The sequence below is a fragment of the Tistrella mobilis genome, assembly GCF_041468085.1.
GTDB lineage: Bacteria > Pseudomonadota > Alphaproteobacteria > Tistrellales > Tistrellaceae > Tistrella > Tistrella mobilis_A.
In genome coordinates this window covers 2,865,871-2,888,397 of the sequence record NZ_CP121017.1, presented here as the reverse complement: position 1 = coordinate 2,888,397, position 22,527 = coordinate 2,865,871, and the positions used below count along the sequence as shown (strand labels likewise).

General features: G+C 67.9%; 23 protein-coding genes. 13 read left to right on the top strand and 10 right to left on the bottom strand.

All coding sequences use genetic code 11. The features are described 5' to 3' along the window. Positions 1–31 precede the first annotated feature (31 nt). The 6 genes from P7L68_RS18860 to ccoN are packed head-to-tail and all read right to left on the bottom strand — an operon-like array spanning position 32 to position 5,446. Positions 32–565 carry a FixH family protein gene (locus P7L68_RS18860; protein WP_372000684.1) on the bottom strand — a complete coding sequence of 178 codons (534 nt, stop codon included), beginning with the start codon at positions 563–565 and terminating at the stop codon, positions 32–34. After that, positions 562–2,139 (bottom strand): 4Fe-4S dicluster domain-containing protein, encoded by a 1,578-nt coding sequence (locus P7L68_RS18855; protein WP_372000683.1) that lies wholly within the window; start codon positions 2,137–2,139, stop codon positions 562–564. Before P7L68_RS18855 ends, P7L68_RS18860 begins: the two co-directional genes overlap by 4 nt. Further along, positions 2,136–3,005, bottom strand: coding sequence for a cytochrome-c oxidase, cbb3-type subunit III (ccoP, locus tag P7L68_RS18850; RefSeq protein ID WP_372000681.1), 870 nt, complete (start codon positions 3,003–3,005; stop codon positions 2,136–2,138). Before ccoP ends, P7L68_RS18855 begins: the two co-directional genes overlap by 4 nt. Next, positions 2,992–3,159: a cbb3-type cytochrome c oxidase subunit 3 gene (locus P7L68_RS18845; protein ID WP_014745796.1), complete on the bottom strand. Its 168-nt coding sequence runs from the start codon at positions 3,157–3,159 to the stop codon at positions 2,992–2,994. The genes ccoP and P7L68_RS18845 overlap by 14 nt, the downstream gene beginning before the upstream one ends. Continuing rightward, on the bottom strand, positions 3,156–3,926 hold the full coding sequence (gene ccoO, locus P7L68_RS18840; protein WP_372006882.1) for a cytochrome-c oxidase, cbb3-type subunit II: 771 nt from the start codon (positions 3,924–3,926) through the stop codon (positions 3,156–3,158). The genes P7L68_RS18845 and ccoO overlap by 4 nt, the downstream gene beginning before the upstream one ends. Before the next feature lie 8 nt (positions 3,927–3,934). Continuing rightward, complete coding sequence (gene ccoN / locus P7L68_RS18835) at positions 3,935–5,446, bottom strand: cytochrome-c oxidase, cbb3-type subunit I (RefSeq protein WP_372000680.1); 1,512 nt, start codon at positions 5,444–5,446, stop codon at positions 3,935–3,937. Positions 5,447–6,009: 563 nt separating this feature from the next. Here ccoN and P7L68_RS18830 point away from each other — a divergent pair. The 4 genes from P7L68_RS18830 to P7L68_RS18815 all read left to right on the top strand — a co-directional run bounded on the left by P7L68_RS18830 (position 6,010) and on the right by P7L68_RS18815 (position 10,196). Continuing rightward, on the top strand, positions 6,010–6,546 hold the full coding sequence (locus tag P7L68_RS18830; protein ID WP_372000679.1) for a PaaI family thioesterase: 537 nt from the start codon (positions 6,010–6,012) through the stop codon (positions 6,544–6,546). A 546-nt stretch (positions 6,547–7,092) separates the two neighbouring features. Further along, a complete protein-coding gene (locus P7L68_RS18825) occupies positions 7,093–8,052 on the top strand; it encodes a tripartite tricarboxylate transporter substrate binding protein (RefSeq protein ID WP_372000677.1) in 960 nt (319 codons plus the stop codon). Between the two features lie 175 nt (positions 8,053–8,227). Continuing rightward, positions 8,228–8,662: a tripartite tricarboxylate transporter TctB family protein gene (locus P7L68_RS18820; protein WP_372000675.1), complete on the top strand. Its 435-nt coding sequence runs from the start codon at positions 8,228–8,230 to the stop codon at positions 8,660–8,662. A gap of 16 nt (positions 8,663–8,678) precedes the next feature. After that, positions 8,679–10,196 (top strand): tripartite tricarboxylate transporter permease, encoded by a 1,518-nt coding sequence (locus tag P7L68_RS18815; RefSeq protein WP_372000673.1) that lies wholly within the window; start codon positions 8,679–8,681, stop codon positions 10,194–10,196. 15 nt (positions 10,197–10,211) lie between these two features. On the opposite strand, the gene P7L68_RS18810 is transcribed toward P7L68_RS18815, so the two are convergent. Next, positions 10,212–11,057 (bottom strand): LysR substrate-binding domain-containing protein, encoded by an 846-nt coding sequence (locus P7L68_RS18810; protein ID WP_372000671.1) that lies wholly within the window; start codon positions 11,055–11,057, stop codon positions 10,212–10,214. A 678-nt stretch (positions 11,058–11,735) separates the two neighbouring features. Here P7L68_RS18810 and P7L68_RS18805 point away from each other — a divergent pair. Both P7L68_RS18805 and metC read left to right on the top strand, forming a co-directional pair. Beyond that, positions 11,736–13,427 (top strand): rhodanese-like domain-containing protein, encoded by a 1,692-nt coding sequence (locus tag P7L68_RS18805; RefSeq protein WP_372006881.1) that lies wholly within the window; start codon positions 11,736–11,738, stop codon positions 13,425–13,427. Continuing rightward, positions 13,428–14,606: a cystathionine beta-lyase gene (gene metC, locus P7L68_RS18800; RefSeq protein WP_372000670.1), complete on the top strand. Its 1,179-nt coding sequence runs from the start codon at positions 13,428–13,430 to the stop codon at positions 14,604–14,606. A gap of 146 nt (positions 14,607–14,752) precedes the next feature. Here metC and P7L68_RS18795 read toward each other — a convergent pair whose 3' ends face one another. After that, complete coding sequence (locus P7L68_RS18795) at positions 14,753–15,121, bottom strand: hypothetical protein (protein WP_372000668.1); 369 nt, start codon at positions 15,119–15,121, stop codon at positions 14,753–14,755. Positions 15,122–15,130: 9 nt separating this feature from the next. On the opposite strand from P7L68_RS18795, the gene P7L68_RS18790 reads away from it, so the two are divergent. The 7 genes from P7L68_RS18790 to P7L68_RS18760 all read left to right on the top strand — a co-directional run bounded on the left by P7L68_RS18790 (position 15,131) and on the right by P7L68_RS18760 (position 21,762). Continuing rightward, positions 15,131–15,460 (top strand): hypothetical protein, encoded by a 330-nt coding sequence (locus tag P7L68_RS18790; protein ID WP_372000666.1) that lies wholly within the window; start codon positions 15,131–15,133, stop codon positions 15,458–15,460. 45 nt (positions 15,461–15,505) lie between these two features. Further along, a complete protein-coding gene (locus tag P7L68_RS18785; protein WP_372000665.1) occupies positions 15,506–16,030 on the top strand; it encodes a sigma-70 family RNA polymerase sigma factor in 525 nt (174 codons plus the stop codon). Next, positions 16,027–16,992 carry a FecR domain-containing protein gene (locus P7L68_RS18780; RefSeq protein ID WP_372000663.1) on the top strand — a complete coding sequence of 322 codons (966 nt, stop codon included), beginning with the start codon at positions 16,027–16,029 and terminating at the stop codon, positions 16,990–16,992. The genes P7L68_RS18785 and P7L68_RS18780 overlap by 4 nt, the downstream gene beginning before the upstream one ends. Positions 16,993–17,145: 153 nt before the next feature. Next, the gene (locus P7L68_RS18775) at positions 17,146–19,626 is read left to right on the top strand and encodes a TonB-dependent siderophore receptor (protein WP_372000662.1); all 2,481 of its coding nucleotides are present in this window, start codon (positions 17,146–17,148) and stop codon (positions 19,624–19,626) included. After that, positions 19,623–19,883, top strand: a complete 261-nt coding sequence (locus tag P7L68_RS18770) for an iron transporter (RefSeq protein ID WP_372000661.1) — start codon at positions 19,623–19,625, stop codon at positions 19,881–19,883. Before P7L68_RS18775 ends, P7L68_RS18770 begins: the two co-directional genes overlap by 4 nt. A 14-nt stretch (positions 19,884–19,897) precedes the next feature. Then, positions 19,898–21,418: a PepSY-associated TM helix domain-containing protein gene (locus P7L68_RS18765; protein WP_372000659.1), complete on the top strand. Its 1,521-nt coding sequence runs from the start codon at positions 19,898–19,900 to the stop codon at positions 21,416–21,418. Continuing rightward, positions 21,415–21,762, top strand: a complete 348-nt coding sequence (locus P7L68_RS18760; RefSeq protein WP_372000658.1) for a DUF3325 domain-containing protein — start codon at positions 21,415–21,417, stop codon at positions 21,760–21,762. Before P7L68_RS18765 ends, P7L68_RS18760 begins: the two co-directional genes overlap by 4 nt. Before the next feature lie 76 nt (positions 21,763–21,838). On the opposite strand, the gene grxD is transcribed toward P7L68_RS18760, so the two are convergent. Further along, on the bottom strand, positions 21,839–22,192 hold the full coding sequence (grxD, locus tag P7L68_RS18755; protein ID WP_372000656.1) for a Grx4 family monothiol glutaredoxin: 354 nt from the start codon (positions 22,190–22,192) through the stop codon (positions 21,839–21,841). Positions 22,193–22,259: 67 nt separating this feature from the next. Then, positions 22,260–22,496 (bottom strand): BolA family protein, encoded by a 237-nt coding sequence (locus P7L68_RS18750; protein WP_372000654.1) that lies wholly within the window; start codon positions 22,494–22,496, stop codon positions 22,260–22,262. Positions 22,497–22,527: the final 31 nt, after the last annotated feature.

The window sequence follows — 22,527 nt, the reverse complement described above, 5'->3', positions numbered from 1 at the left end:
GAGCAGAAGCGGGCAGGGGAGAGATAGCCGGTCAGCGGATCACCGGCAATTCGACGAGACGTCGCACCCCCTCATCCCCCTGCGTGACCTTCAGGCGGATGAACCAGTTGCCGCCATTGGGGAAATCGAGCGTGCCGACCAGCCGGTCGGGCCCCGCGGGCGCGAAGCTGACGGGCAGGAGCTGCGGGATCCGGCCGGTATGTTCGGCCTCTCCCTGGACGACCACATCGTCGAGTGGCTGCCCGCCGGCATCGGTCACCCGCACCACCAGCCGGCCGGTGCGGGGTTCACTGCCCGGCTCGAAGGCGGCATCCACCTGCCAGCCCAGGGCGGCTTCGCTCTCGCGCTCTTTCAGCACCCGGTCGTATTCGATGCCGGTGGCATAGGGGTCGTCGGTGACCAGGCCGGTGAAGCTGTCATAGGCCAGCGTCACGAAACCGGCCTGGACCGAGCCCAGCACCAGAAAGAAGCCCACGATCGCCCGCGGGATCCAGCGATCCGATGGCCGGGGCGGCGGATCCGAGGGGACGGTGTACTGTCGTGAACCGTGCCGGGGGGATGTCATCTCTCCGGCTCCCAGAAGCGGGTATCGACCCGGGCGAGTTCCGCGCCGGTCGACGTGTCGTGGAAGACCAGCACGATCGGGTGCGGCCCGGCCGGGGGCAGGGCGTCGCCCCGCAGCGGCGGCTGGATCACCAGCAGCCGGTTGGCGGCACTGCGCTGACCACCCACCGCCATCTCGGCCGCATCGGCCCCGTCACCGCTGGTGAAGCGGAGCGTCGCATCCGGCATGCCCTCGACCGAGGCGGTCACCCCGTCCAGCCGGGGCAGGCGGTGCGACAGGCGGACGGTGTAGTCGTTGCGCACGCTGCCGTCCGACAGCAGCACATAGCGCGGGGTGTTCTGCGGCTCGACATCGACCTGAACGTCGGTGATGTTCGCCACGCCGAAGCTGACCGCCGCCAGCGCCACGACCATGGCGCCGCCGAAGATCATCGCCTTGGGCCGGAAGAAGCCGATCCGGGCCGGCGGTGCCATCGGCGCCGGGTCGGCCTCTTCGGCATCGAAGCGGATCAGCCCGGTCGGCCGGTCGATCTTCGTCATCACCTCGTCGCAGGCATCGATGCACAGCCCGCAACCGATGCAGCCCATCTGCAGCCCGTCGCGGATGTCGATGCCGGTGGGGCAGACCTGGACGCAGCGGCCGCAATCGATGCAGTCGCCGCGACTGAGCGGTGCGGCGGTGACGGTAGCACCGCGGGCAAGGCCCACCGTGCCGTCGGCGGCAAAGGCGAAAGCCTGCGGCATGCCGGTGACGGGCCCGGCCGGGGGCGTCGCCAGCAGCTCGGGACGCAGGGCCACCCGCTTGCGGGCCCGCGGCTCGCCCCGGGTCCGGCGATAGGTCACGACCAGGCTGTCGCGGTCGAGCAGCGCGGCCTGGAAGCGGGGCCAGGGGCACATATGCAGGCAGACCCGCTCTCGTGCATGGGCCCCCAGCACATAGGTGAACAGCGCAATCAGGAAGACGGCGCCATAGACGGCACCGGGCAGGCTGCCGTCCAGGAAGCGGCCGGCCAGCCCGGGGGCGTCGATGAACCATTGGGCGAAGCCCAGCCCGGTCAGGATCGCGACGGCGGCGCTCATCGCCCCGGTCAGCGGCCCGATCGCGGCCTCGTTGCCCTTCGCGATCCGATGCGCCAGCCGGCGCACGCCGCCGAAAATGTCGGTCCAGACCGTTTGCGGGCAGGAAAAGCCGCACCAGACCCGGCCGGACAGGCTGGTGGCATAGAACAGGCCGAAGGCGCCGGCCACCATCAGCCCCACCGCAATTGGCAGATCCTGCGGCCAGAGTTCCAGACCAAAAGCGAACAGCCGCCGGCCGGGCAGGTCGAACAGCACCGCCTGATCGGGCAGGCCGGGCCCGCGATCCCAGCGGATCCACGGCACCAGGAACAGGATGCCGAGGAAGATCACGGTCAGCCGGGTCTTCAGCCGCCGGAAATGGCCGTGCACCGGCTGGGGCAGATGGGGTTTGCGCCGAGGCCGGCGGGCGGCCGGCGCTGCTCGCGCCGGCCGGTCCGCAGTGGCGGCATCGGTGGTGGTGACCGATGCGTTGGTGATGCCTGATCCTGCGGTCATTTCTCGCCACCACCCAGCGTGTGGACATAGACCGCAATCATCCGCACGGTCGATTCGTCCAGCCGTTCACCGAAAGCCGGCATCACGCCCATGCGCGGGTTGGTGATCTGCCGCTCGATCGCCTCCTGACTGCTGCCATAGAGCCAGATGGCGTCATTCAGCCGCGGCGCACCGAAATCACGGCCGCCCTGGCCCTCGGCCCCATGGCACGAGGCGCAGTTGGCGGCGTAGAGAGGGGCCCCCGGCATGCTGGCGCGGCTGCCGGCCGCGGTCGGATCCGACAGGCTCTTCACATAGGCGGCCGTCTGGCTGATCTGCTCGGGCGTCAGGATCTGGCCGAAAACCGGCATCAGCGATTGCCGGGTATCGGGATGGGCCGACCGGATGCCGTAGAGGATGGTCTGGCGGATGTCGGCGATCTTGCCACCCCAGATCCAGTCATCGTCCACCAGCGCCGGGAACTGGCCGATCTGGCCGCCGGCCCCCACGCCATGGCAGGCGGCGCAGTTCTCGTTGAACGCGGCCTGGCCGCCAGTGGTCGCGAACCGGCGGAGGCTGTCGTCGGCCTCGATCTCCTCCAGCGGGGTCTCGACCAGGGCATTGCGCATCGGGGCCTGGGCGGCACGGGCGGCGACCACCTCCCTGCGCAGCTCTTCGGCGCTGCTGTATTTCAGCGCGCCCTCGTAATAGCGCTCGGTCGACGCGAAGGACGGGTAGAGCACCATGTAGAGCAGGGCGACGGCGATCGAGATCAGGAACACGCCGACCCACCAGCCGGGGATCGGGGTCGACAGCTCTTTGATGCCGTCCCATTCATGGCCGGTGGTGTAGCGGCCGGTCAGATCATCACGTTCAGGCGCGGCCATCGTCTTCGTCCTTGATCAGGAAGGGGATGTTGGCATGCGCCTTCATCTGCTCGCGCGACGAAGGCCGGAAGGTGCGCAGCAGGATCAGCGCAAACAGCACCACCGCCGCGACCAGCCAGTACTTGTAGACAAGGGCGCTCAGTGCATCGATCACTGTCCGCCCTCCACCTTCGAGCCGGCGATGCCGGCACCGATGCCGCTTTCCAGCCTGACATCGGTGAAATCGACCATGGTGCCCAGGACCTGGAGATAGGCGACCAGCGCATCCATTTCGGTGATCCGGTCGGGCTGGCCGTCATAGTCGCCGACCTTCGCGCCCGGATAGCGACGCTGCATTTCTTCCGGATCGGTGCCACCCGCCTGGGCGGTGAGATCGGCCTCGGCGCGGGCGATCATCTCCTGGCTGTAGGGCACGCCCACCGCCCGCAGCGCGCGCAGATGCTCCGAGACCTCCGAGACGTCGAGATCGCGATCGAGCAGCGCGGCATAAGAGGGCATGATCGAGACCGGCACCACGCTGCGCGGATCGACCAGATGCGCCACCTGCCATTCATTGGAGTATTTGAGGCCGACCCGGGCGAGATCCGGGCCGGTGCGCTTCGATCCCCACAGGAAGGGATGGTCGTACATGCTTTCGGCCGCGATCGAATAATGGCCGTAGCGTTCCACCTCGTCGCGGAAGGGCCGGATCATCTGGCTGTGGCAGGTATAGCAGCCTTCGCGGGTGTAGATGTTGCGGCCCATCTGCTCCAGCGGCGTATAGGGGCGCACCCCTTCGACCGGCTTCACCGTGCTTTCCACCTTGAACAGCGGCACGATTTCCACCAGGCCGCCGATCGAGATGACCATCAGCGTCAGGATGAACAGCAGCGAGGTGCTGCGCTCGATACGGGCGTGATTGAAACGGGGCATGTGTCCGATCCTCCGCCTCAGGAACCCGCAGCCGGTGCGGCACCACGCAGCGGCGTGGCATCGCTCGCCTCCGGCAGGGTTGCCGGGGCGGGCTGACGGATGGTCATGAAGATGTTGAAGGCGAACAGCAGTCCGCCGGTCAGATAGAGCACCCCGCCCAGCGCACGGGTCACGTAATAGGGGTGCAGCATGGCGACGCTGTCGGCGAAGCTGTAGCGCAGGAAGCCGAACTCGTCATAGGCGCGCCACATCAGGCCCTGGGCGATGCCCGAGACCCACATCGCGGTGATGTAGAGCACGATGGCGAGAGAGGCGATCCAGAAATGCCACTCCACCAGCCGCATCGACCAGAGCGGCCGGCGCCAGAGCCGCGGCACCAGATAGTAGAAGGCGCCGAAGGTCATGAAGGCCACCCAGCCGAGGGCACCCGAATGGACATGGCCCACCGTCCAGTCGGTGTAATGGCTGAGCGCGTTGACCGGCTTCAGTGCCATCAGCGGGCCTTCGAAGGTCGCCATGCCGTAGAAGGCCACGGCCACGACCAGGAAGCGCATGATCGGATCGGTGCGCAGGCGGCCCCAGGCGCCCGACAGCGTCATGATGCCGTTGATCATGCCGCCCCAGGACGGCATCCACAGCATGATCGAAAAGGCGGCACCCAGCGTCTGCGCCCAGTCGGGCAGGGCGGTGTAGTGCAGATGATGCGGGCCAGCCCAGATATAGAGAAAGATCAGCGCCCAGAAATGGACGATGGACAGCCGGTAGGAATAGATCGGCCGTTCCGCCTGCTTGGGCACGAAATAGTACATCACGCCGATGAAGCCGGCGGTGAGCAGGAAGCCGACCATGTTATGGCCGTACCACCACTGGATCAGCGCATCCTGCACACCCGAGAAATTCGAGTAGCTCTTGGCGCCGACGAAGGAGACCGGCATCGCCAGGTTGTTCACCACATGCAGCACCGCCACGGTGATGATGTAGGCCAGGAAGAACCAGTTGGCGACGTAGATATGGGGCTCCTTCCGGCGCGCCAGCGTGCCGACGAAGATCGCCATATAGGCCAGCCACACGATGGTCAGCCAGATGTCGGCATACCATTCCGGCTCGGCATATTCGCGGCTCTGGGTGACGCCCAGCACATAGCCCACGATGGCCATGACCAGGAAGGCCTGGAAGCCCCAGAACACGAAATTCGCCAGCCGCGGACCGCCCCAGAGGCCGGTCCGGCAGGTGCGCTGCACAACATAGAACGAGGTGGTGAACAGCGCATTGCCGGCAAAGGCGATCACGACCGCGGTGGTGTGCACCGGGCGCAGGCGACCGAAGCTGCCCTCCAGCCCCATGTTCAGTTCGGGGAAGGCCAGCAGCAGGGCCACCCAGGTGCCGGCGGCAAAGCCGAACACCGCCCAGAACACTGTGGCGATCGCGAAGCGGCGGACGATCGCTTCATTATAGCCGGCGATGGTGTCACTGCTCACCGGTGTGGAAATGGCGGGGGCACGGCCCGCCACGGCTGTCGTCGCAGTCATTCCGAATGCCCCTGCATCGAGAGATGGCTGGTTTCTTCTGGTATCGACATCAAGCTGTTTTGTGCCTGACGACATGGTGATGCTGTCGGGCGGCAATCGCCGACGTTGATGGAAGAAGCCATCTCATGACCTCACGGTATTTCTTGGATGCCGTCCTTCTGGTCATGCGCGACGGCAAAGGTCGCGGCATGGCCGGCAGCTTGGGGATGTGGAGACGCGGCAGGGCAGATCCCCGGCGGGGGGCTGATCCTGCCTGCGCATGCAGACCTGTCATCGGTCCAGCACAAAGAGCCACCACGACCGCAGTCGTGATGGGGCTGGAACCGAACCGACGGTGCGCCCGTGATCGGGCTGTTTTGCTGCATCGCGCCATGGCGCGGACTATCGCGGATGCGTGACCGCGCATGCAATCGACAGACTGTCGCGGCGGCATTCTGTCGCACGCCGCCGCGCATCCGGCCGGACGGCGGATCCCGTTCGGGTTAATCTGGGGTCCGGAGTGATCGCCATATGCGGAAGCGGCCGGACGAAGCCGCCCCGCCGACCAAGGAGAGCTGCGCCCGATGACCACCGATGGCTTCGACCCCTGGGCTGCCCTGCCGGACGCCCCCCTGCCCGAAATCCAGGACAAGCGTGTCCGCGCCGGTGTGGCGGCACAGGGCTTCACCGCGCATCTGGGCGCGGAACTCACAGCCCTCGGCAGCGGTCGCTGCCGCATAGAGATCGCCGCCCGGCCCGAGCTGATGCAGAACCATGGCGTGTTTCATGGCGGGGTGATCGGCTATCTGATCGACAATGCCTGCGCCTGTGCCGCCGCCACGCTGGTGCCCCTGGGCCATGGGGTGATGACGGCGGATTTCGGCGTCTCGCTGCTGGCCGCCGCGGCCGGTGGCCGGCTGGTGGCTGACGCCCGCGTGGTGAAGCCGGGCCGTCGGCTGACCGCGGTCGAGGCGCGCGTCCACGTGCTGACGGACGGCGGCGTGCCCAGACTGGTGGCGACCGGCCGGGCCAGTATTGCAGTCATCGAGGGACGCGAGAGCCCCGCGGCAGCGGCGACCCATAGTGCAGCGGCAGGCGGCGGAGAACGTTCCACGGGTTGAGAAGCCGCCGCGGCAAAAAAAGGGCGGGCACTCGTTATAGACGAGGCCCGCCGAAGTCAAGCCGGTTACCCAGTCGACGGACAAGGCGTGTCGTCATCCCTCCCTGCCGTCCCGACCGAGGATGCGGTTTCGGCACCGGAGCGTCAAGTAAGGGATTGGCGAAACGCTTAGAAAATTTACCAATGGTTGTATAAAACGCCTGTATGATCGGTGGGACTGCTTTCTCTGCACCTGAATTTAGTGCAACATCATTGGATGAATTCTGTCGCCGATGTTCAGAGAGTCTGCACGCGATGGCACTTTTACCGACATCACGGGGCGCGATACTGCGCGTATCCTGAGGGGAAACCCGTATCAGACTGCCGCAACCTGAGGGTATTTTGCCCGGAAAACATCACGAAAGCTTATTGATCCCGTGTTTTTTTGAATTTTTTCTGACGCGACGGACGGCATAGGATCACTGCGACCCCGGCAGACGTCGCATCCCCCGGGGAAGTGGGGATGCAGATCAGGCCGTCCCGGGACGCTCACAGGGAAGGCAGAGAGATGAAGAAATTCCTGGCGACCGCCGTTCTGGGCGGCGTGCTGGCCCTCGGTCTCGGCGGTGCCGCCAAGGCGGAGTTCCCCGAGAAGAACGTGCGGATCGTCGTGCCGTTCTCGCCCGGTGGTGCCGTCGACTTCACCAGCCGTCTGATCGCCGAGGTCGGCTCGGACTATCTGGGCGGCCAGAAGATCATCGTCGAGAACATGCCCGGCGGTGGCGCTGTGGTCGGCCAGAGCTATGTGGCCCGCGCCAAGGCCGATGGCTATACGGTGCTCGCCTATACCTCGTCGGTGATCAACAACCCGATCGTCAAGAAGACCCCCTATACCTACAAGTCGTTCCAGACGCTGGCGATGTATTGCCTCGACCCCGAGGTCGTCATCGCGCCGTCGACCTCGGCCTTCGCGAATGTGGCCGATCTGGTGAAGGCGTCGAAGTCGGGGGCGGTCAGCATCGCGACCCCGGGGCATTCGACCTCGCATCACATCGCGGCACTGGTGCTTGCGAAGGAAGCCGGCGCGCAGTTCAACTACATCCACAACGAGAGCGCCGCCATGCAGTTCCAGCAGGTGATGGGCGGTCATGTGGATGCCGCTTTCGTCTCGATGGGTGAGGCGCTGAGCAATGCCAAGGACGGCCGGATCAAGATCCTGGGCGTGATGTCGGAACAGCGCGTGGCCGAGATGCCCGACGTGCCGACGCTGGCCGAAGTCGGCCTGCCGGTGCTGGATCACATGGCGACCTTCCGCGGCCTGGCCGTGCCGGCCGACACCCCGCGTGAGGTGGTGGACAAGCTCGCCGCCGCCATGGAGAAGGTCGTCGCCGATCCCCGCTTCGTCGAAGGCATGAACAAGGGCGGCTACCCGATCGCCTATCGCGGTCCCGATGCCTTCTCGGCCTATGTCGACAAGGTCGCCGTGGTGATGGAAGAGATCCTCCCCACGCTGAAGAAGCCGGAATAACGTCCGGCCCGGACGGTGTGACCGGCGGCGCCACCTCCCCCCAGGGGATCTTCGAAGCCCCTCCCTTCGCGAAGATCCCCGTCCCCCCACGGCCCGCCGGTCGCACCACCGTCTCTCGGGCGATCGCCGCTCCCGGCGATCGCATGCGCCCCGATTTCAGCAGGGATACGGCATCATGCCTCGTGCATCGGGCAACAGACTGCCCGAGATCTGCCTGGGTGCCGCGTCGCTGGCACTTGCGGCTTTCGTCTTCGTCGAGACCTCCGGCTACGACACGATGGCCGCGCTCGCTCCTGAGCTGTTTGCCGGCATCCTCGCCGTCTGCGGCCTGCTGCTCTTCGTGCCGCAGGCCGGCCGCAAGGCCTCGGAGATCGTGCTCCGCCAGCAGGTCCTGCCGGCTGCGATCGCGATCGGCATAGGCCTGGTCATCCTGGCCGTCGAGCCTGCCGGTTTCGAGCTTCCGGCCTTCATCCTGTTCATCGTGATCGCACGGCTTCTCGGCGATCCGATGTCGATTCGTCTGGTGGTGACCGCGATCGTGTTCACGGCGGCGATCCGCCTGATCTTCGGCGTGCTGCTCGGCGTGCCGCTGCCCACGATCACCGGCTGACCCGGAAGGGACGCATATGATCGATCAGATCCTTCCGGCCCTGCTGCATCTGGCAGAGCCCGCGGTCTTCGGCTTTCTGGTCTTCGGCGTGATCATCGGCCTGGTGGTCGGTGCCATGCCCGGGCTCAACGACAGCATCACCCTGGCGGTGCTGGTGCCGATCACCTTCGCCATGCCCGGCGATCTCGCCTTTCCGCTGCTGGTGGGCATCTATTGCTCCGCCTGTTTCGGTGGCTCCTTTCCGGCCATTCTGCTCAAGATCCCCGGCACTGCGTCATCCGTGGTAACCGCGATCGACGGCAATGCCATGGCCCGCAAGGGGCAGGGCGGTCTGGCGCTGGGCATCGCCACCTACAGCTCGGTCTTCGGCGGCATCAGCAGCGCGCTGGTCCTGCTGTTCTGCGCGCCTTTTCTTGCCGAACAGGCGCTGCGCTTCGGCCCGCCGGAATATTTCGCGCTGGCGCTGCTCGGCCTGTCGACCGTCATCGGCATGGCGACCGGCAATGCGGTGCGCAGCACCATCGCCTGCGTGCTCGGCCTGCTGATCGCCACGATCGGCTTCAGCCCGCAGAGCGGCTACCCGCGCTTCACCTTCGACGAGCCCTGGCTGTATGACGGCCTGCCGCTGGTGCCGATGCTGATCGGCCTGTTCGGCATCGCCAGCCTGCTCGACATGGCCGAAGAGGCCTGGGTCCGCCGCCGCAACCCGGCTTCGGCCTCTGCCGCCGAGGCGGCAACCGCCGGCGTGCGCTTCCGCGACCTGCTGCTGCCCGTTTCGATGATCCGCCGTCTGCTGCCGACCTGGACCCAGGCGTCGGTGATCGGCAACATCATCGGTATCCTGCCGGGTGCGGGCATGCTGATGGCGATCTACATGGCCTATGGCCGCGTTGCCCGGCGTTTCGGCGCCCAGGCCGGCACCGGCCTGCCGGAAGGCGTTGCAGCGCCCGAGGCAGCGAACAATGCGGTCGTGGCAAGCTCGATGGTGCCGCTGCTCTCGCTCGGCATCCCCGGCAACTCCACCTCGGCGCTGTTCCTGGGCGCGCTGCTGATCCAGGGTCTGCGCCCCGGCCCGTCGCTGTTCACCGACAGCCCCGACATCGCCTATCTGATCGTCGTGGCCTTCGTGGTCGCCAACATCCTGATGTTCCCGCTGGGCCTGGCCATGGCCCGGGCCATCCCGGGGCTGGTCGCCCGCATTCCGCAGGGCATGCTTGGCGCTGCCGTGGCGCTGCTCTGCATCGCCGGTGCCTATTCGGTCGCGAACAGCACTTTCGGTGTGGTCGTGGCGCTGGGCTTCGGGATCTTCGGCTATCTGATGAACAAGCTCCATGTCCCGCTCTCGCCGCTGATCCTGGGCGTGGTGCTGGAGCCGGTCATCGAACGGTCGCTCTATCAAAGCCTCTCGCTCTCGGGCAACTCGCCCTGGATCTTCTTCGAGCGGCCGATCTCGGGCGTGCTGATGGCGACGGCGATCGCCTTCATCCTCTGGCCGCTGGTGGGCAGCCGTATCACGCGTCGCCGCAAGGCTTGAGACCCGGCCGGAACGTCACCCGCGGGCGGCCATCAGCCGGAACAGGTTCTTGGCCGCTTCGGAAACCGCATCGTCGCGCTGATACAGGTAGTAGCGGATGTTGCCGAGCGGCGGCAGCCCGTCGGCCTCTCCCACCACCCGGAGTTCGGGCGTCAGCGCCTCGATGCTGCGGGCGGTGATGCCGAGCCCGGCTGCAACCGCGGCACGGATGCCGGCAAGGCCGGGGGCGGTATAGCGCTCGTGCCAGGTCTGGCCGCTCCGCTCCAGCGCCGCCAGCGCGATCTTGCGGAAGATGCTGGGCTCGTCGGCCAGGACCAGCGGCAGCGGCCGGTTCGGGTCCACCCGGAAGTCGTTGGCCGCGATCCAGACGACCGGAGAGGTGCGGAGCAGGAAATGCCGCCGGCTTTCGTCGAACCGGGTGGAGATGGTGAGGTCGATGGCGCCCTTCTTCAGCAGCTCCATCAGGTCGGGGCTGCGGCCGACATGGATCACCAGCGACAGGGCCGGGTTGGCCCGGGCGAAACGGCGCAGCATCTCGGGCAGCACCGTATCGGCGATGTCGGCGGGCGATCCCAGGCGCACCGGGCCGCCGGTGGTCACGGCATGCAGCGCCGCCAGGGTCTCTTCCTGAAGCGCCAGCATGCGCCGGGCATAGTCGACCAGTTTGCGGCCCGAAGGGGTCAGTTCCTTGGTGCGGCCGCTGCGTTCGAACAGGGCCAGGCCAAGCTGATCCTCCAGCCGGCGCATCTGCTGGCTGACGGCGGCCTGGGTGCGGTGCACGGTCTCGCCGGCGCGGGCGAAGGTCTCCTGATCGGCGATGGCGACCAGGGTGCGAAGGGCGGCAAGGTCGAAGTTAATCATAAGCGTTCCTGATGGGAATCGCGGGATTACTCGTTATTTTCGGAATGAGTTTAGCGCTAGCCTGCAGAGATGCAACGCACTGCCGCCGTGCAGGGCGCTGAACGGGAAGGAAGAAGGAACACGCGGATGATCGATCGTCGCCGGATTCTCGCCGACGGGATGGTGGCCGAAGCGCGCCAGATCCTGGCCGCCGAAGGTCTGACCCGGGCAGCCCTGGCCCAGGTGCTGGACCGCCTGAAGACCCTGGCCGCCCGCGCCGAACTCTGGTCCGCGGCGGATTTCCCGCCGCCGGAAGAGGGGGAGCGTCAGGCCCGTTACATGATCCGCGAGGACAGCGATCACGGCTTCGCGCTTTATCTGAACGTGATGCGCCCGGGCAAGCTGATACCGCCGCACGACCACACCACCTGGGCCTGCGTGGCTGCGGTGGAGGGGGTGGAGGTCAACCGCCTTTACCAGCGCACCGATGACGGCACCGTGTCGGGCCGCGCGACCCTGGTCGAGGCCGGGCGGATCGAGGTCGGCCCCGGACGGGGTGTCGCCCTGATGCCAGACGACATCCATTCGGTGGTGATCGAGGGCGAACAGATCATCCGCCATCTGCATTTCTACGGTCGGGCACTGGAGACCCTGTCGGGCCGTACCACCTTCGATCTGGCTGCCGGTACCTGCAAGACCATGGGCCTCGGCGTCCCGACCCGGTCGATCCCGGTGCCGCCGGCGCCGGTCGACGACACCCCGGCCGAGGGCGTGATCAGCGCCGCCCAGCTGAAGGCCGCCGTTCATGACGGTGGCGAGATCGCGCTGCTCGACGTGCGCGAGCACGGCCAATATGGCTGGTCGCATCTGTTCTATGCCGTGCCGCTGCCCTATAGCCGGCTGGAGCTGGATATCGAGCGGCTGGTGCCGAACAAGGCCACCCGCGTGGTGGTCTATGATGACGGCCTGTCGACCGTGGCGGCGCGTGCCGCAGCCCGCGCCCGGGCGATCGGCTATCGCAACGTTCTGGTGCTGGACGGCGGCGTCGCCGCCTGGGCCGCGGCCGGCTACGAGCTGTTCGCCGGCGTCAACGTGGTCAGCAAGACCTTCGGCGAGGTGGTGGAGCACGAGCTTGACACCCCCTCGATCTCGGCCGAAGAGCTGCAGGCGGCGCTGGCCCGCGGCGAGGATCTGGTGGTCGTCGACGGCCGCCCGGTCGATGAATACCGCAAGATGAACATTCCGGGCGCGATCTGCTGCCCGAACGGCGAGCTGGTGCACCGCATCCGCACGATCGCACCGGATCCGAAGACCCGGATCGTGGTCAACTGCGCCGGCCGGACCCGCAGCATCATTGGCGCCCAGACGCTGCGCGACATCGGCGTGCCCAACCCGGTGGTGGCGCTGCGCAACGGCACCCAGGGCTGGCGCCTGGCCGGTTTCGATCTGGAGCACGGCAGCGACCGGCTCTATCCCGAACCCGTCGACGGCAATGACGAGGCGGCAGACTGGCTGGTGGGCTTCGCCGCGGTCAACGGCATCACCTTCATCTCGCCCGAGGTTGCCGGCGCCTGGCTGCGCGATGTCAGCCGCACCACCTATCTTCTCGACGTCCGCACGCCCGAGGAATACGAGCTGCATCATGCGCCTGGCGCTCTTCACGCCCCGGGCGGCCAGCTGATCCAGGCCTCGGATCAGTGGCTGGGCGTGCGTAACGCCCGTGTCGTGCTGACCTGCGATACCGGCATCCGCTCTGCGGTCGTGGCCAACTGGCTGAAGCGCATGGGCTGGGATGTGGCTGTGCTGGAAGGCGGCCGGTCGGGCTGGGGCCGGATCGGCGCCTCGGGCCTTGGCCATGAAGAGGCGGCGGGCCGCCTGCCGGCGCTGGTGGTGCTGCGCCCGGCTGAGATTGCGGCCATGCAGGCCGATGGCGGCGCACCGGTGGCGCTGATCGATCTTCGCCCGGGCATGACCTTCCGCAAGGGCCATGTCGAGGGCGCTCGCTGGGCGATCCGTCCGCGGCTTGCCGCAGCGGTGGCCGATCTGGCCGCCGATGCCCGCATCGTGCTGATTGCGGCCGATCCGCGCATCGCGCGCTGTGCCGCCATCGATCTTGCCGGGCTTGGCCGCATGGTCGCGGGTCTGGTGACCGCCGATGCCGCCGACTGGAAAGCGGCGGGCTTCAGCGTGGTGGCGACCCCGGACGAGCCGTCGGAGGCCGATTGCATCGACTTCCTGTTCTTCGTCCACGACCGCCACGATGGCAATCTGGAGGCCGCGCGCCGCTATCTGGCCTGGGAGACCGGGCTGCTCGCCAAGCTCGACGATCGTGAGCGGGCAGGCTTCGCCATCATCGGTACGGACCATGGCGTCAAGGAAGGGAATGTGTGAATGAGCGCGGATCATGAGCTGTCTGAAGAGACCCGGCTGATCCATCTGGGTCGCAGCCAGCCGATGGAGGGCGTGCGGCCGGTGAGCCCGCCGGTGGTCCGCACCTCCACCGTGCTCGCCCCCGACATCGCCACCATGCGTGCCAACAAGGCGCGGCGCGAGGATGGCAGCCGGGTGTTCAGCTACGGCGCCCGCGGCACGCCCACCAGCCATGCGCTGGAAGAGGCCTGGGCGGCGCTGGAAGGGGGGGAGCGGGCACTGCTCTTCCCCACGGGGCTTGCCGCCATCGCCCATGTCCTGCTGACCTGCCTGCTGCCCGGATCGCATGTGCTGATCCAGAACACGGTCTATCCGCAGGTTCATGCGATCCGGTCGAAATTCCTGGAGCCGCGCGGCATCACGTCGACCTATTTCGACGGCACGGTCGAGGATGCCGCTGCGAAGATCACGCCCGAGACCCGGATGATCTATGCCGAGAACCCGGGCTCGTGGGTCTATGACCTGATCGACGTCAAGGCGCTCTCGACGCTTGCCCACGACCACGACGCGCTGCTGGTGATCGACAACACCTGGGCGTCGGGCCTGCTGCACAAGCCGCTTCTTCACGGCGCCGACATCTCGGTCATCGCCGGCACCAAATATGTCGTCGGCCATTCCGACGTCATGATCGGTGCCGTGGTCGCCAATGGCGAGCTGGGCCGCGAGCTGTGGCGGATGCAGGTGGTGATGGGCCAGACCGTCAGCCCGGATGACGCCTGGCTGACCCTGCGCGGGCTGCGCACCATCGCGGCCCGGCTGCCGGTGCATGCGGCAAGCGCGCTCCGCATCGCCCGCTTCCTTCAGGATCATCCGCTGGTGGAGCGGGTGCTGCACCCGGCGCTGGAAAGCCATCCCCGCCATGATCTCTGGCGCCGCGACTTCACCGGCGCCAACGGGCTGGTGACCATCGGCATGCGCCCGGATCTGGATCTGGCCGCGGTCGACCGCTTCGTCGACACGCTCCGCCTGTTCGGCATCGGCTCGTCCTGGGGCGGGTTCGAAAGCCTGGCCCTGCCGCAGGCCCCGGAGACCGTGCGCGGCTGGACCGGGCCCGGCGTGCCGGTCCGTCTGCATATCGGCCTGGAGAACCCGGCCGATCTGGAAGCCGACCTGGCGCGGGGTCTGGCCGCGATCGGCTGATCTTCCGGCATAGGCGACGATGACGGCCCGTCCCCGTCCGGGGGCGGGCCGTCGCTCTGTCCGGGATCAGGTGAGGTTGGCGAACAGTCCTGCGCCCACGGCATCAATCGTCGGGCACATGTTGACGGTGTCGGTGCGCACCAGGATCAGATCTGCATCTCGGTCTCGGGCGTCACCGACGGCCCGGCCCCGGCTTCGGCGATCGCCGCCTGTTCGGCTTCAGTCAGGGCGGCGCCATGCACGAACAGCAGGTCGGGGCCGGGCGCCCCGGCATCCGCCAGCTGCTGCACCACGCGATGGCCCTGATCGTAATTGCCCATGGCGACATGCAAAGAGATGCAGTGAGTGCCAAGCTCATGCGCAAGCTGCAACTCGCCCAGAAGATGGGGCAACGGCGTCGCCTCGGCCTCGGCGGGTGCCATGCCGAACAGAATCCGGTCCTGGCCCGAAAAACCCGTGCCTTCCCGCAGCCGGCGGATATCGGCGGCAAGCCAGTCCGGCGTAAGTTCGGCCACCAGCGGATCATGGCCGCGCGGATTGCCGAACAGCCTGTGGCAGAAGACGCCCCGCCCGCCGGCATCGATCAGCCCATGCGGCCGCTGGCGGTCGCGGCCCTGCCCGAACAGCTGGCGATCATGTTCCGTGGCGCCGCCGCACTCTGGTCCGGGGGGGAGATCGCCGACGACCAGTTCGGCGCCGCGGTCGATCTGGGCATCGCCACCTCGCTGATGGGCTATGTCCCCGCGGATCGGCGGGACGGCCTGACCGGGCGTATCGCCCGCGCCGCTGCCGTGCTGGCACTGCGGAGCGCAGCCGGGGAGAGTGTTATTGCGACCGGTTCGCAATCCGACTAGCATGCGGCCGCATCGGGTTTCCGCCCCGAAAGGCATGAAGGCGCCGTGCGCGACGACGATCCCAGGCTCAAACTGTTTCTCGATCACCGCGCGACGCTCGTGGATTACGCGACGCCGATCGTGGGCGATCGCATGCGCGCCGAGGATGTCGTGCAGGAGGCGTATATCCGCTTCGCCCCGGGCGCCGCGGATGGTGCCGCGGCCGGGCGGGTGGCGCAGCCGGTGGGCTATCTTTACCGCATCGTCCGCAATCTTGCGCTGGATGTCACCCGCAGGCGGCGGACCGAGGATCACAACCGCCTGCATCATCGGCCCGACTGGCTGGCGCCGGCCGCATTGCCGGCCCCCGATCAGGGGCTGCTCGATCGCGACCAGACCCGGCGGATGGCCGCGGCCCTTGCCAGCCTGCCCGATCGGGAACGGGTGGCGCTGACGATGCATCGGGTGGAGGGGCGCAGCCTCCAGCACATTGCCGATCATCTGGGTGTGTCGGTCACCACGGCCCACCGGCTGGTGCAGGGGGCGGTGGTGCGGCTGACCCTGGCGCTGCGCGACGAGGACGGGGCATGACCGTGGACCCTGCCTCCAGACCCTCCGCCGCCCTGCTGGCCGAGGCGGCCGACTGGCTGATCCGGCTGGAGGCGGCACCAGAGGATCACGCCCTCGGCCGGGCCTTCGCGGCCTGGTGTGCGGCCGACCCGGCCCATATGGCCGCTTTCGCCGAGATACGGCGCAGCTGGCTTGCCGTGCCCGAGGGGCTTGCAGCCATGACCCCGCCCCGTCTGCATCCGGCCCCGACCCGCCGGCCGCGCCGGGGGCGATGGGCGGCCGGCCTCGCCGGTCTGGCGGTCGCGGCGGGGCTGGCCGTGGTGCTGCTGCCGGGGCTTGCCCTGCGGATGACGGCCGATGCCGCAACCGGGGTGGGGGAGGTGCGGCAGGTCACGCTCGCCGATGGCAGCCGCATGCAGCTGGCGCCGCTCTCCGCTGCCGACATGCAGCTGGACGGCAATCGCCGGCGGGTGATTCTGCGGCGCGGCGAGGCCTTTTTCCAGGTGGTCGCCGATTCCGGCCGGCCCTTCGTGGTTCAGGCGGGCCGGGTGCAGGTCACCGTTACCGGCACGGGGTTCGAGGTCGATCGTGATGACGACCGGGTGATGGTCGCGGTCCGCAGCGGCACCGTGCGGGTGGAAGGCCCCGACAGGCCGGCCGTGCAGCTGACCCCGGGTGAGACGGTCGAGATTCCGGCCGACGGATCTGCACCGAAGCATGGCCGCATTGCACCCGATGCCGTGGCGCTCTGGCAGGACGGGCGGCTGTTCGTCGATGGGGCGACGGTGGGAGAGGTGGTGGCGCGGCTGCGGGCCTATACGCCCGGGCTGATCCTGGTTGCAGATGAGGCCCTCGCCGACCGGCAGGTGACGGGGCTCTACGACCTGCGCGATCCGCAGGCGGCGCTTTCGGCGCTGATGCGCGCCCATGGCGGGCGCCTCCGTCGGATCGGGCCGCTGCTGACCATCCTCGACGGCGCCTGAGCGCACAGCCGTATCTTCTTTCGGTAGAGGATGCGGTCTTTTCTCAAGAAAATGCCGGGGCGTGCGGAAAATCCGGGCGGGCTCTGCGTCTGTTGGTCCTGAAAATGCGAAGCACTCGCATGATGGCCCGAGCAGATGACAGGGGAGACGGGTATGAGCCAGGGGCAGCAGCGCCGCCGGAGGGTGCCGCAGAGGGTTGCGGCCATGGTCGCGGCATCGGTCGCGACGCTTCCGGGAACCATGACCATGGGGGGCGCGGGGCTGGTGGCCGGCATGGCGATCACCCGGGCCGAGGCGGCCGACACGGCAGCCGAGATCAGCTTCGACATCCCGGCACAGCCGCTGGCGGGCGCACTCGGCGCCTTCGGTCGTCAGGCGGGGCTTCAGGTGTCGGTGGATACCGCCGTCACCCGGGGTGTGGAGAGCCGCGGTCTTCAGGGCCGGATGACGCCGGCGGCCGGGCTGGCGCAGCTTCTGGCCGGCACGCCGGTCGCGGGCTCGATCACGCCCGACGGGGTGGTGGTGCTGCAACGTCTGGCAGGCGAGGGGGCGACCGTGCTCGATCCGCTCCAGGTGGGCGCGGTCAGGACGGCCGAGGTGGCGACCGGCCCCGTGGCCGGCTATGTCGCGACCCGCACCGCCACCGCGACCAAGACCGACACGCCGCTGCTGGAAACCCCGCAATCGGTGTCGGTGGTCACCCGCGACCAGATGTCGGCCCGCGCCGTCACCACCGAGGGCGAGGCGCTGGCCTATACCGCCGGTGTCCGCGTCGGTGGGCGTGCCGGCGGCGTCATGCCCGGCGGTGACAATATCCAGGTCCGCGGCTTCGGTGGCGACGGCACCTATGGCGCCTCGTCGAATGAATATCTGGACGGGATCAAGGTCGGCGGCGCCAATTTCGCGGTCGGCGGCTTCGACCCCTATCTGTTCGAGCGGATCGAGGTGCTGAAGGGCCCGGCTTCGGTGCTCTACGGCCAGAACACCCCGGGCGGCATCGTCAACCGGGTGAGCAAAACCCCGTCCGACCAGGCGATGAACGAGGTGATGCTGCGCGGCGGCAGCTTCGGCCGCCATGAAGCCGGCGCCGATATCGGCGGTCGGCTGGTCGAGGACGGCCGACTGGCTTTCCGGGTGGCCGGCCTGATGATGGACAGCGACAATCAGGTCGACGGCATCGATCAGGAACGCACCGCCATCGCCCCCTCGCTGACCTGGCGGGCGGGGGACGACACCACGCTCACCCTGCTCGGCAGCTGGCAGCGCGATGATATCGACGGCGGCTTTTCCAACATGCTGCCGATCGTCGGCACGCTGAAGGATGCGCCCTATGGCAAGCTGCCGCGCAGCTTCTATGCCGGCGACACCGATTACGGCCATTGGGACCGGGATCTCTACACCCTGGGCTACCGGTTCGAGCACCGCTTCGACGATGCCGTCACCTTTCGTCAGAACGCCCGCTATATCGCCAACCGGCTGGATTTCGCGACCGTCTACATCAAAGAGCTGAAGTCGGATGGCGTGACGCTGGATCGCAACGCCTTTGCCGCCCGCGAATCGTCGGACGTCTATGTCGTCGACAACCAGGTCCAGATCGATGGCAGCACTGGGCCGCTGGACCACACCCTGCTCGCCGGTGTCGAATACCGCCGCCATGACAGCGACACGATCCGGCGCTTTGCCCGGGTGAGTTCGATCACGCTGCCTCAGGGTGGCAATGCCACTTTTGCAGGTGAGCCGGCGATCTATCAGAATCTTGAGACGCGCCGCAACCAGTGGGGCCTGTATGCGCAGGACCAGATCCGGATGGGTGGCTGGATCGTCAATCTCGGCGGTCGCTATGATCGGGCGGACAGCCGGGTGAAGAACCGCCTGACGCCGGGCGAAGTCTCGCAGGATGACAGCGCTTTCACCAGCCGGGTCGGATTTGGCTATGCCTTTGACATGGGGCTCACCCCCTATGTCAGCTATTCGGAGAGTTTTGAGCCGCAAAGCGGTACCGATGGCAACGGCAAGGCTTTCGACCCCAGCCGAGGCACTCAGTATGAGGTTGGCGTCAAGTTTCAACCCCAGGGCTGGAATGCCATGTTCACAGCCTCGGTCTTTCATCTGACCCAGACCAATGTCTCCAAGACCGATCCGGCGACCGATCTTCAGTGGCAGATCGGCGAGGTGACCAACAAGGGGCTTGAACTCGAAGCGGTGGCGAGCCTGGCCTCGGGCTGGGATGTTCAGGCCGGGTTCACCTGGCTCGACAGCGAGGTGACCAAGAGCACCGAGCTGGATCTTCACCACCGCCCGACCATGGTACCCGAGGTGACCGCGGCGCTCTGGACCCGCTACACCTTCCAGGCCGGCTTCGCTGAAGGGCTGGGGCTGGGGGCCGGCGTGCGTTATGTCGGCAGCACCTATGGCAATGACACCAACACCCTGAAGGTGCCGTCCTACACCCTGTATGACGCGGCGGTCAGCTACGATCTGGGCCGGGCGTCGCCGGCGCTCACCGGCGTCGAGCTGGCGGTCAATGCCTCCAACCTGTTCGACGAGACCTATGTCTCGGGCTGTGAGGTCGACAAGCAGTGCTATTGGGGCCAGGGCCGCACGGTGCTGGGGACCCTGAAGTACAAGTGGTGATCGCCATGCAGGGCCTTGGGCTGCGCCTGCTGGCGGCGGGGCCGGGGGGCTATCTGGTGGCGGCGCTGGCCGCCACCCTTGCCGTCCGGCTGCTGCCGGGGCCGGTGATCGAGACGGTGCTGGCCGGCAGCATGGGCAGTTTCCTGGTCTGGGTGGCGGTGGTGATCCGGGTGTTCGCCGTCGACGACCCCCGCCGCGCCCTGGCCGAGGTGGCGGTGCTGGCCGGGCTGATCGCCGCGGCGGGGGGCTGGCGATGAGCTTCCGTCAGAAGATGTCCTGGCTTCATACATGGGCCGGGCTGGTGGTCGGCTGGCTGCTGTTCGCGATCTTCCTGACCGGTACGGCCTGCTATTTTCGGCCCGAAATCTCGGCCTGGATGCACCGGCTGGCGCCGATCGCTCTGCCCGATCAGCCGACCCAGGCGCGCCTGGCGGCGGCATGGCTTCAGGCCGAAGCGCCCGATGCGGTCAGCTGGCTGATCGATGTCTCCGACGGGCGGGAACCGGTGCTGAAGGTCGCCGCCGGCCGGCCGCACGGCTATGTCGCCCAGAGGCTCGATCCCGTGACCGGCGCGCCCGAGGCCGGCCCCGAGACGGTCGGCGGCGACTTCCTGTTCTATGTCCATTTCACCCTGATCATGTCCGACTGGGGCCGGATCCCGGGCCGCTATCTGGTCGGGATCTGCGCCATGATCATGGGGGTGGCGATCGTGACCGGGGTGATCGTCCATAAGCGGATCTTCAAGGACGCTTTCACCTTCCGCCCCCGTGCGGCCGCCCAGCGGGCCTGGCTCGACGGTCACAACCTGCTGGGGGTGATGTCGCTGCCCTTCCATCTGATGATCACCTGGAGCGGGCTGATCACCCTGATGCTGCTCTATATGCCCTGGGCGGTGGATGCCGGCTATCCGGGGGCGCGCGCCGGTTATGCGGCCGATCTCGACGGCATTCCGATGGTCGCGGCCCCCGCTCAACCGGTGCAGCCGGCAGCGCTCACCGATCTGGGGCGGGTGGTGGCGGCGGCCAGTGCCGCATGGTCGGCCGATGGCCGCGATATCCTGGTCGGGCGGATCGAGGTCGACCGGCCGGGCACCACGGCCGCGCGGCTGACCCTGACACCCCAGGACGCCGACCAGCTTGCCCGCCTGCCGGAGGCGCTGGTCTTCGACGGTACCACCGGCCGTCTGATCGCGGATGGCCGCGGGCAAGGCGGAGCGGTGGCCGCCGTCCATCACACGCTTTACGGTCTGCATCTGGCGCGCTTCGCCGGGCTGCCGCTGCGCTGGCTGTTTTTTGCGGGCGGTCTTGCCGGCACGGCGATGATCGCAACCGGGCTGGTGCTCTGGTCGGTCAAGCGCCGGCCGAAAACCGGCGCGGGCGACCGCGCGCGCGGTCATCGGCTGGTCGATGCGCTCAACATCGGCTGTCTGGTCGGCCTGCCGGCGGCGATCGCCGGCCAGTTTCTGGCCAACCGCCTGCTGCCGGCCGATCTCGGCGGACGGGCGGAGCTGGAGCCGGCCGCCTTCTACCTGGTCTGGCTGGCCTTTCTTCTGGCCGGCGCCTGGCGTTCCGACGGTGTCGGCTGGATGCGCGCCCTTGCCGCCGCGGCGCTGCTCTGGGCGGCGGTGCCGGTGGCGGATGTGCTGGTAACCGGCCGTGATCCGCTCGGCGCCCTTGCCGCCGGCGATCGGGTGTTCTGGGGCATGCAACTCGCCTGCCTCGTCACCGCGCTCATGCTCGGCCGGCTGGCGATGATCCTCAGGGCGCGCGGCCGGCGGGGAGGGGCGGCATGATCACACTGGTGATCCTCGCCATCGGCATCTCCGCCGCCACGGCGCTCGCCCTCGCCATGCCGCGCCATCACGAACAGGCCCATGGCCGCGGTGCGGTAATCCGCCGCCAACCGGTCCGGCGCCGCCTGGAAGGCTGGGCGCTGGCGCTGATTGCGGCCGGCTTTGCCGTCTTCACCGACGGCTGGGGCCGCGGTCTGGTTCTGGTCGCGGGCGTGGCCGGCCTTGCCGCGCCACTGGCCGCCGGCCTCTTCGCCTGGCGCCCGGGGCGGGCGGGGCAGGTGGTTGCCGGCGGCTGGCTCGTCGGCCTTGTGGGGCTCTGTCTTCTGATCTCCGGTCTTGTCTGATGCCGGGCACGAAACGGCCCGCCTCTCCATTCCGGAAAGGCGGGCCGTTCGGTCGTCAGGCGTTTTCAGTGCGGGATCAGCGCGCGCCGACCTGGCGGGCGTCGATGCCCTGGCCGTTCAGGTATTCGCTGAGTTCGCCGGTCTCGAACATTTCCGAGACGATGTCGCAGCCGCCCACGAACTCGCCCTTCACATAGAGCTGCGGGATGGTCGGCCAGTTCGAATACTGCTTGATGCCTTCGCGGATCGCGCCGTCGGCAAGGACGTTCACGTCACGGAACGGCACGCCCATATAGTTCAGCACCTGGACGACCTTGGCGGAGAAGCCGCACATCGGCCGATCGGCGGTGCCCTTCATGAACAGCACCACGGGCTCGGCATCGATATGGGACTGGATCTCGGCGAAAACCGGATTCGACTGCTCGGTCATGATATCCTCGGACCTTGAAGGCATTCATTCCTGGACGCCGGCCGTCTGGCCCGGCCGGCGGCCCGCCTCAGTCGGCGGGGGCGGAGGTCTGGAGGGCAAGGGCGTGGAGCACGCCGCCCATGCGGCCCTGCAGCGCCTGATAGACCATCTGGTGCTGCTGCACGCGCGTCTTGCCCTTGAAGGCCGACGAGACCACCCGCGCCGCATAATGGTCCCCGTCGCCGGCGAGGTCTTCGACCAGCACGTCGGCATCCGGCAGGGCGTCCTTGATCAGGCGCTCGATCTCGTTCTGGTCCATCGGCATCCGCGTCTCTCCCGTCACACGCGATCTTTGT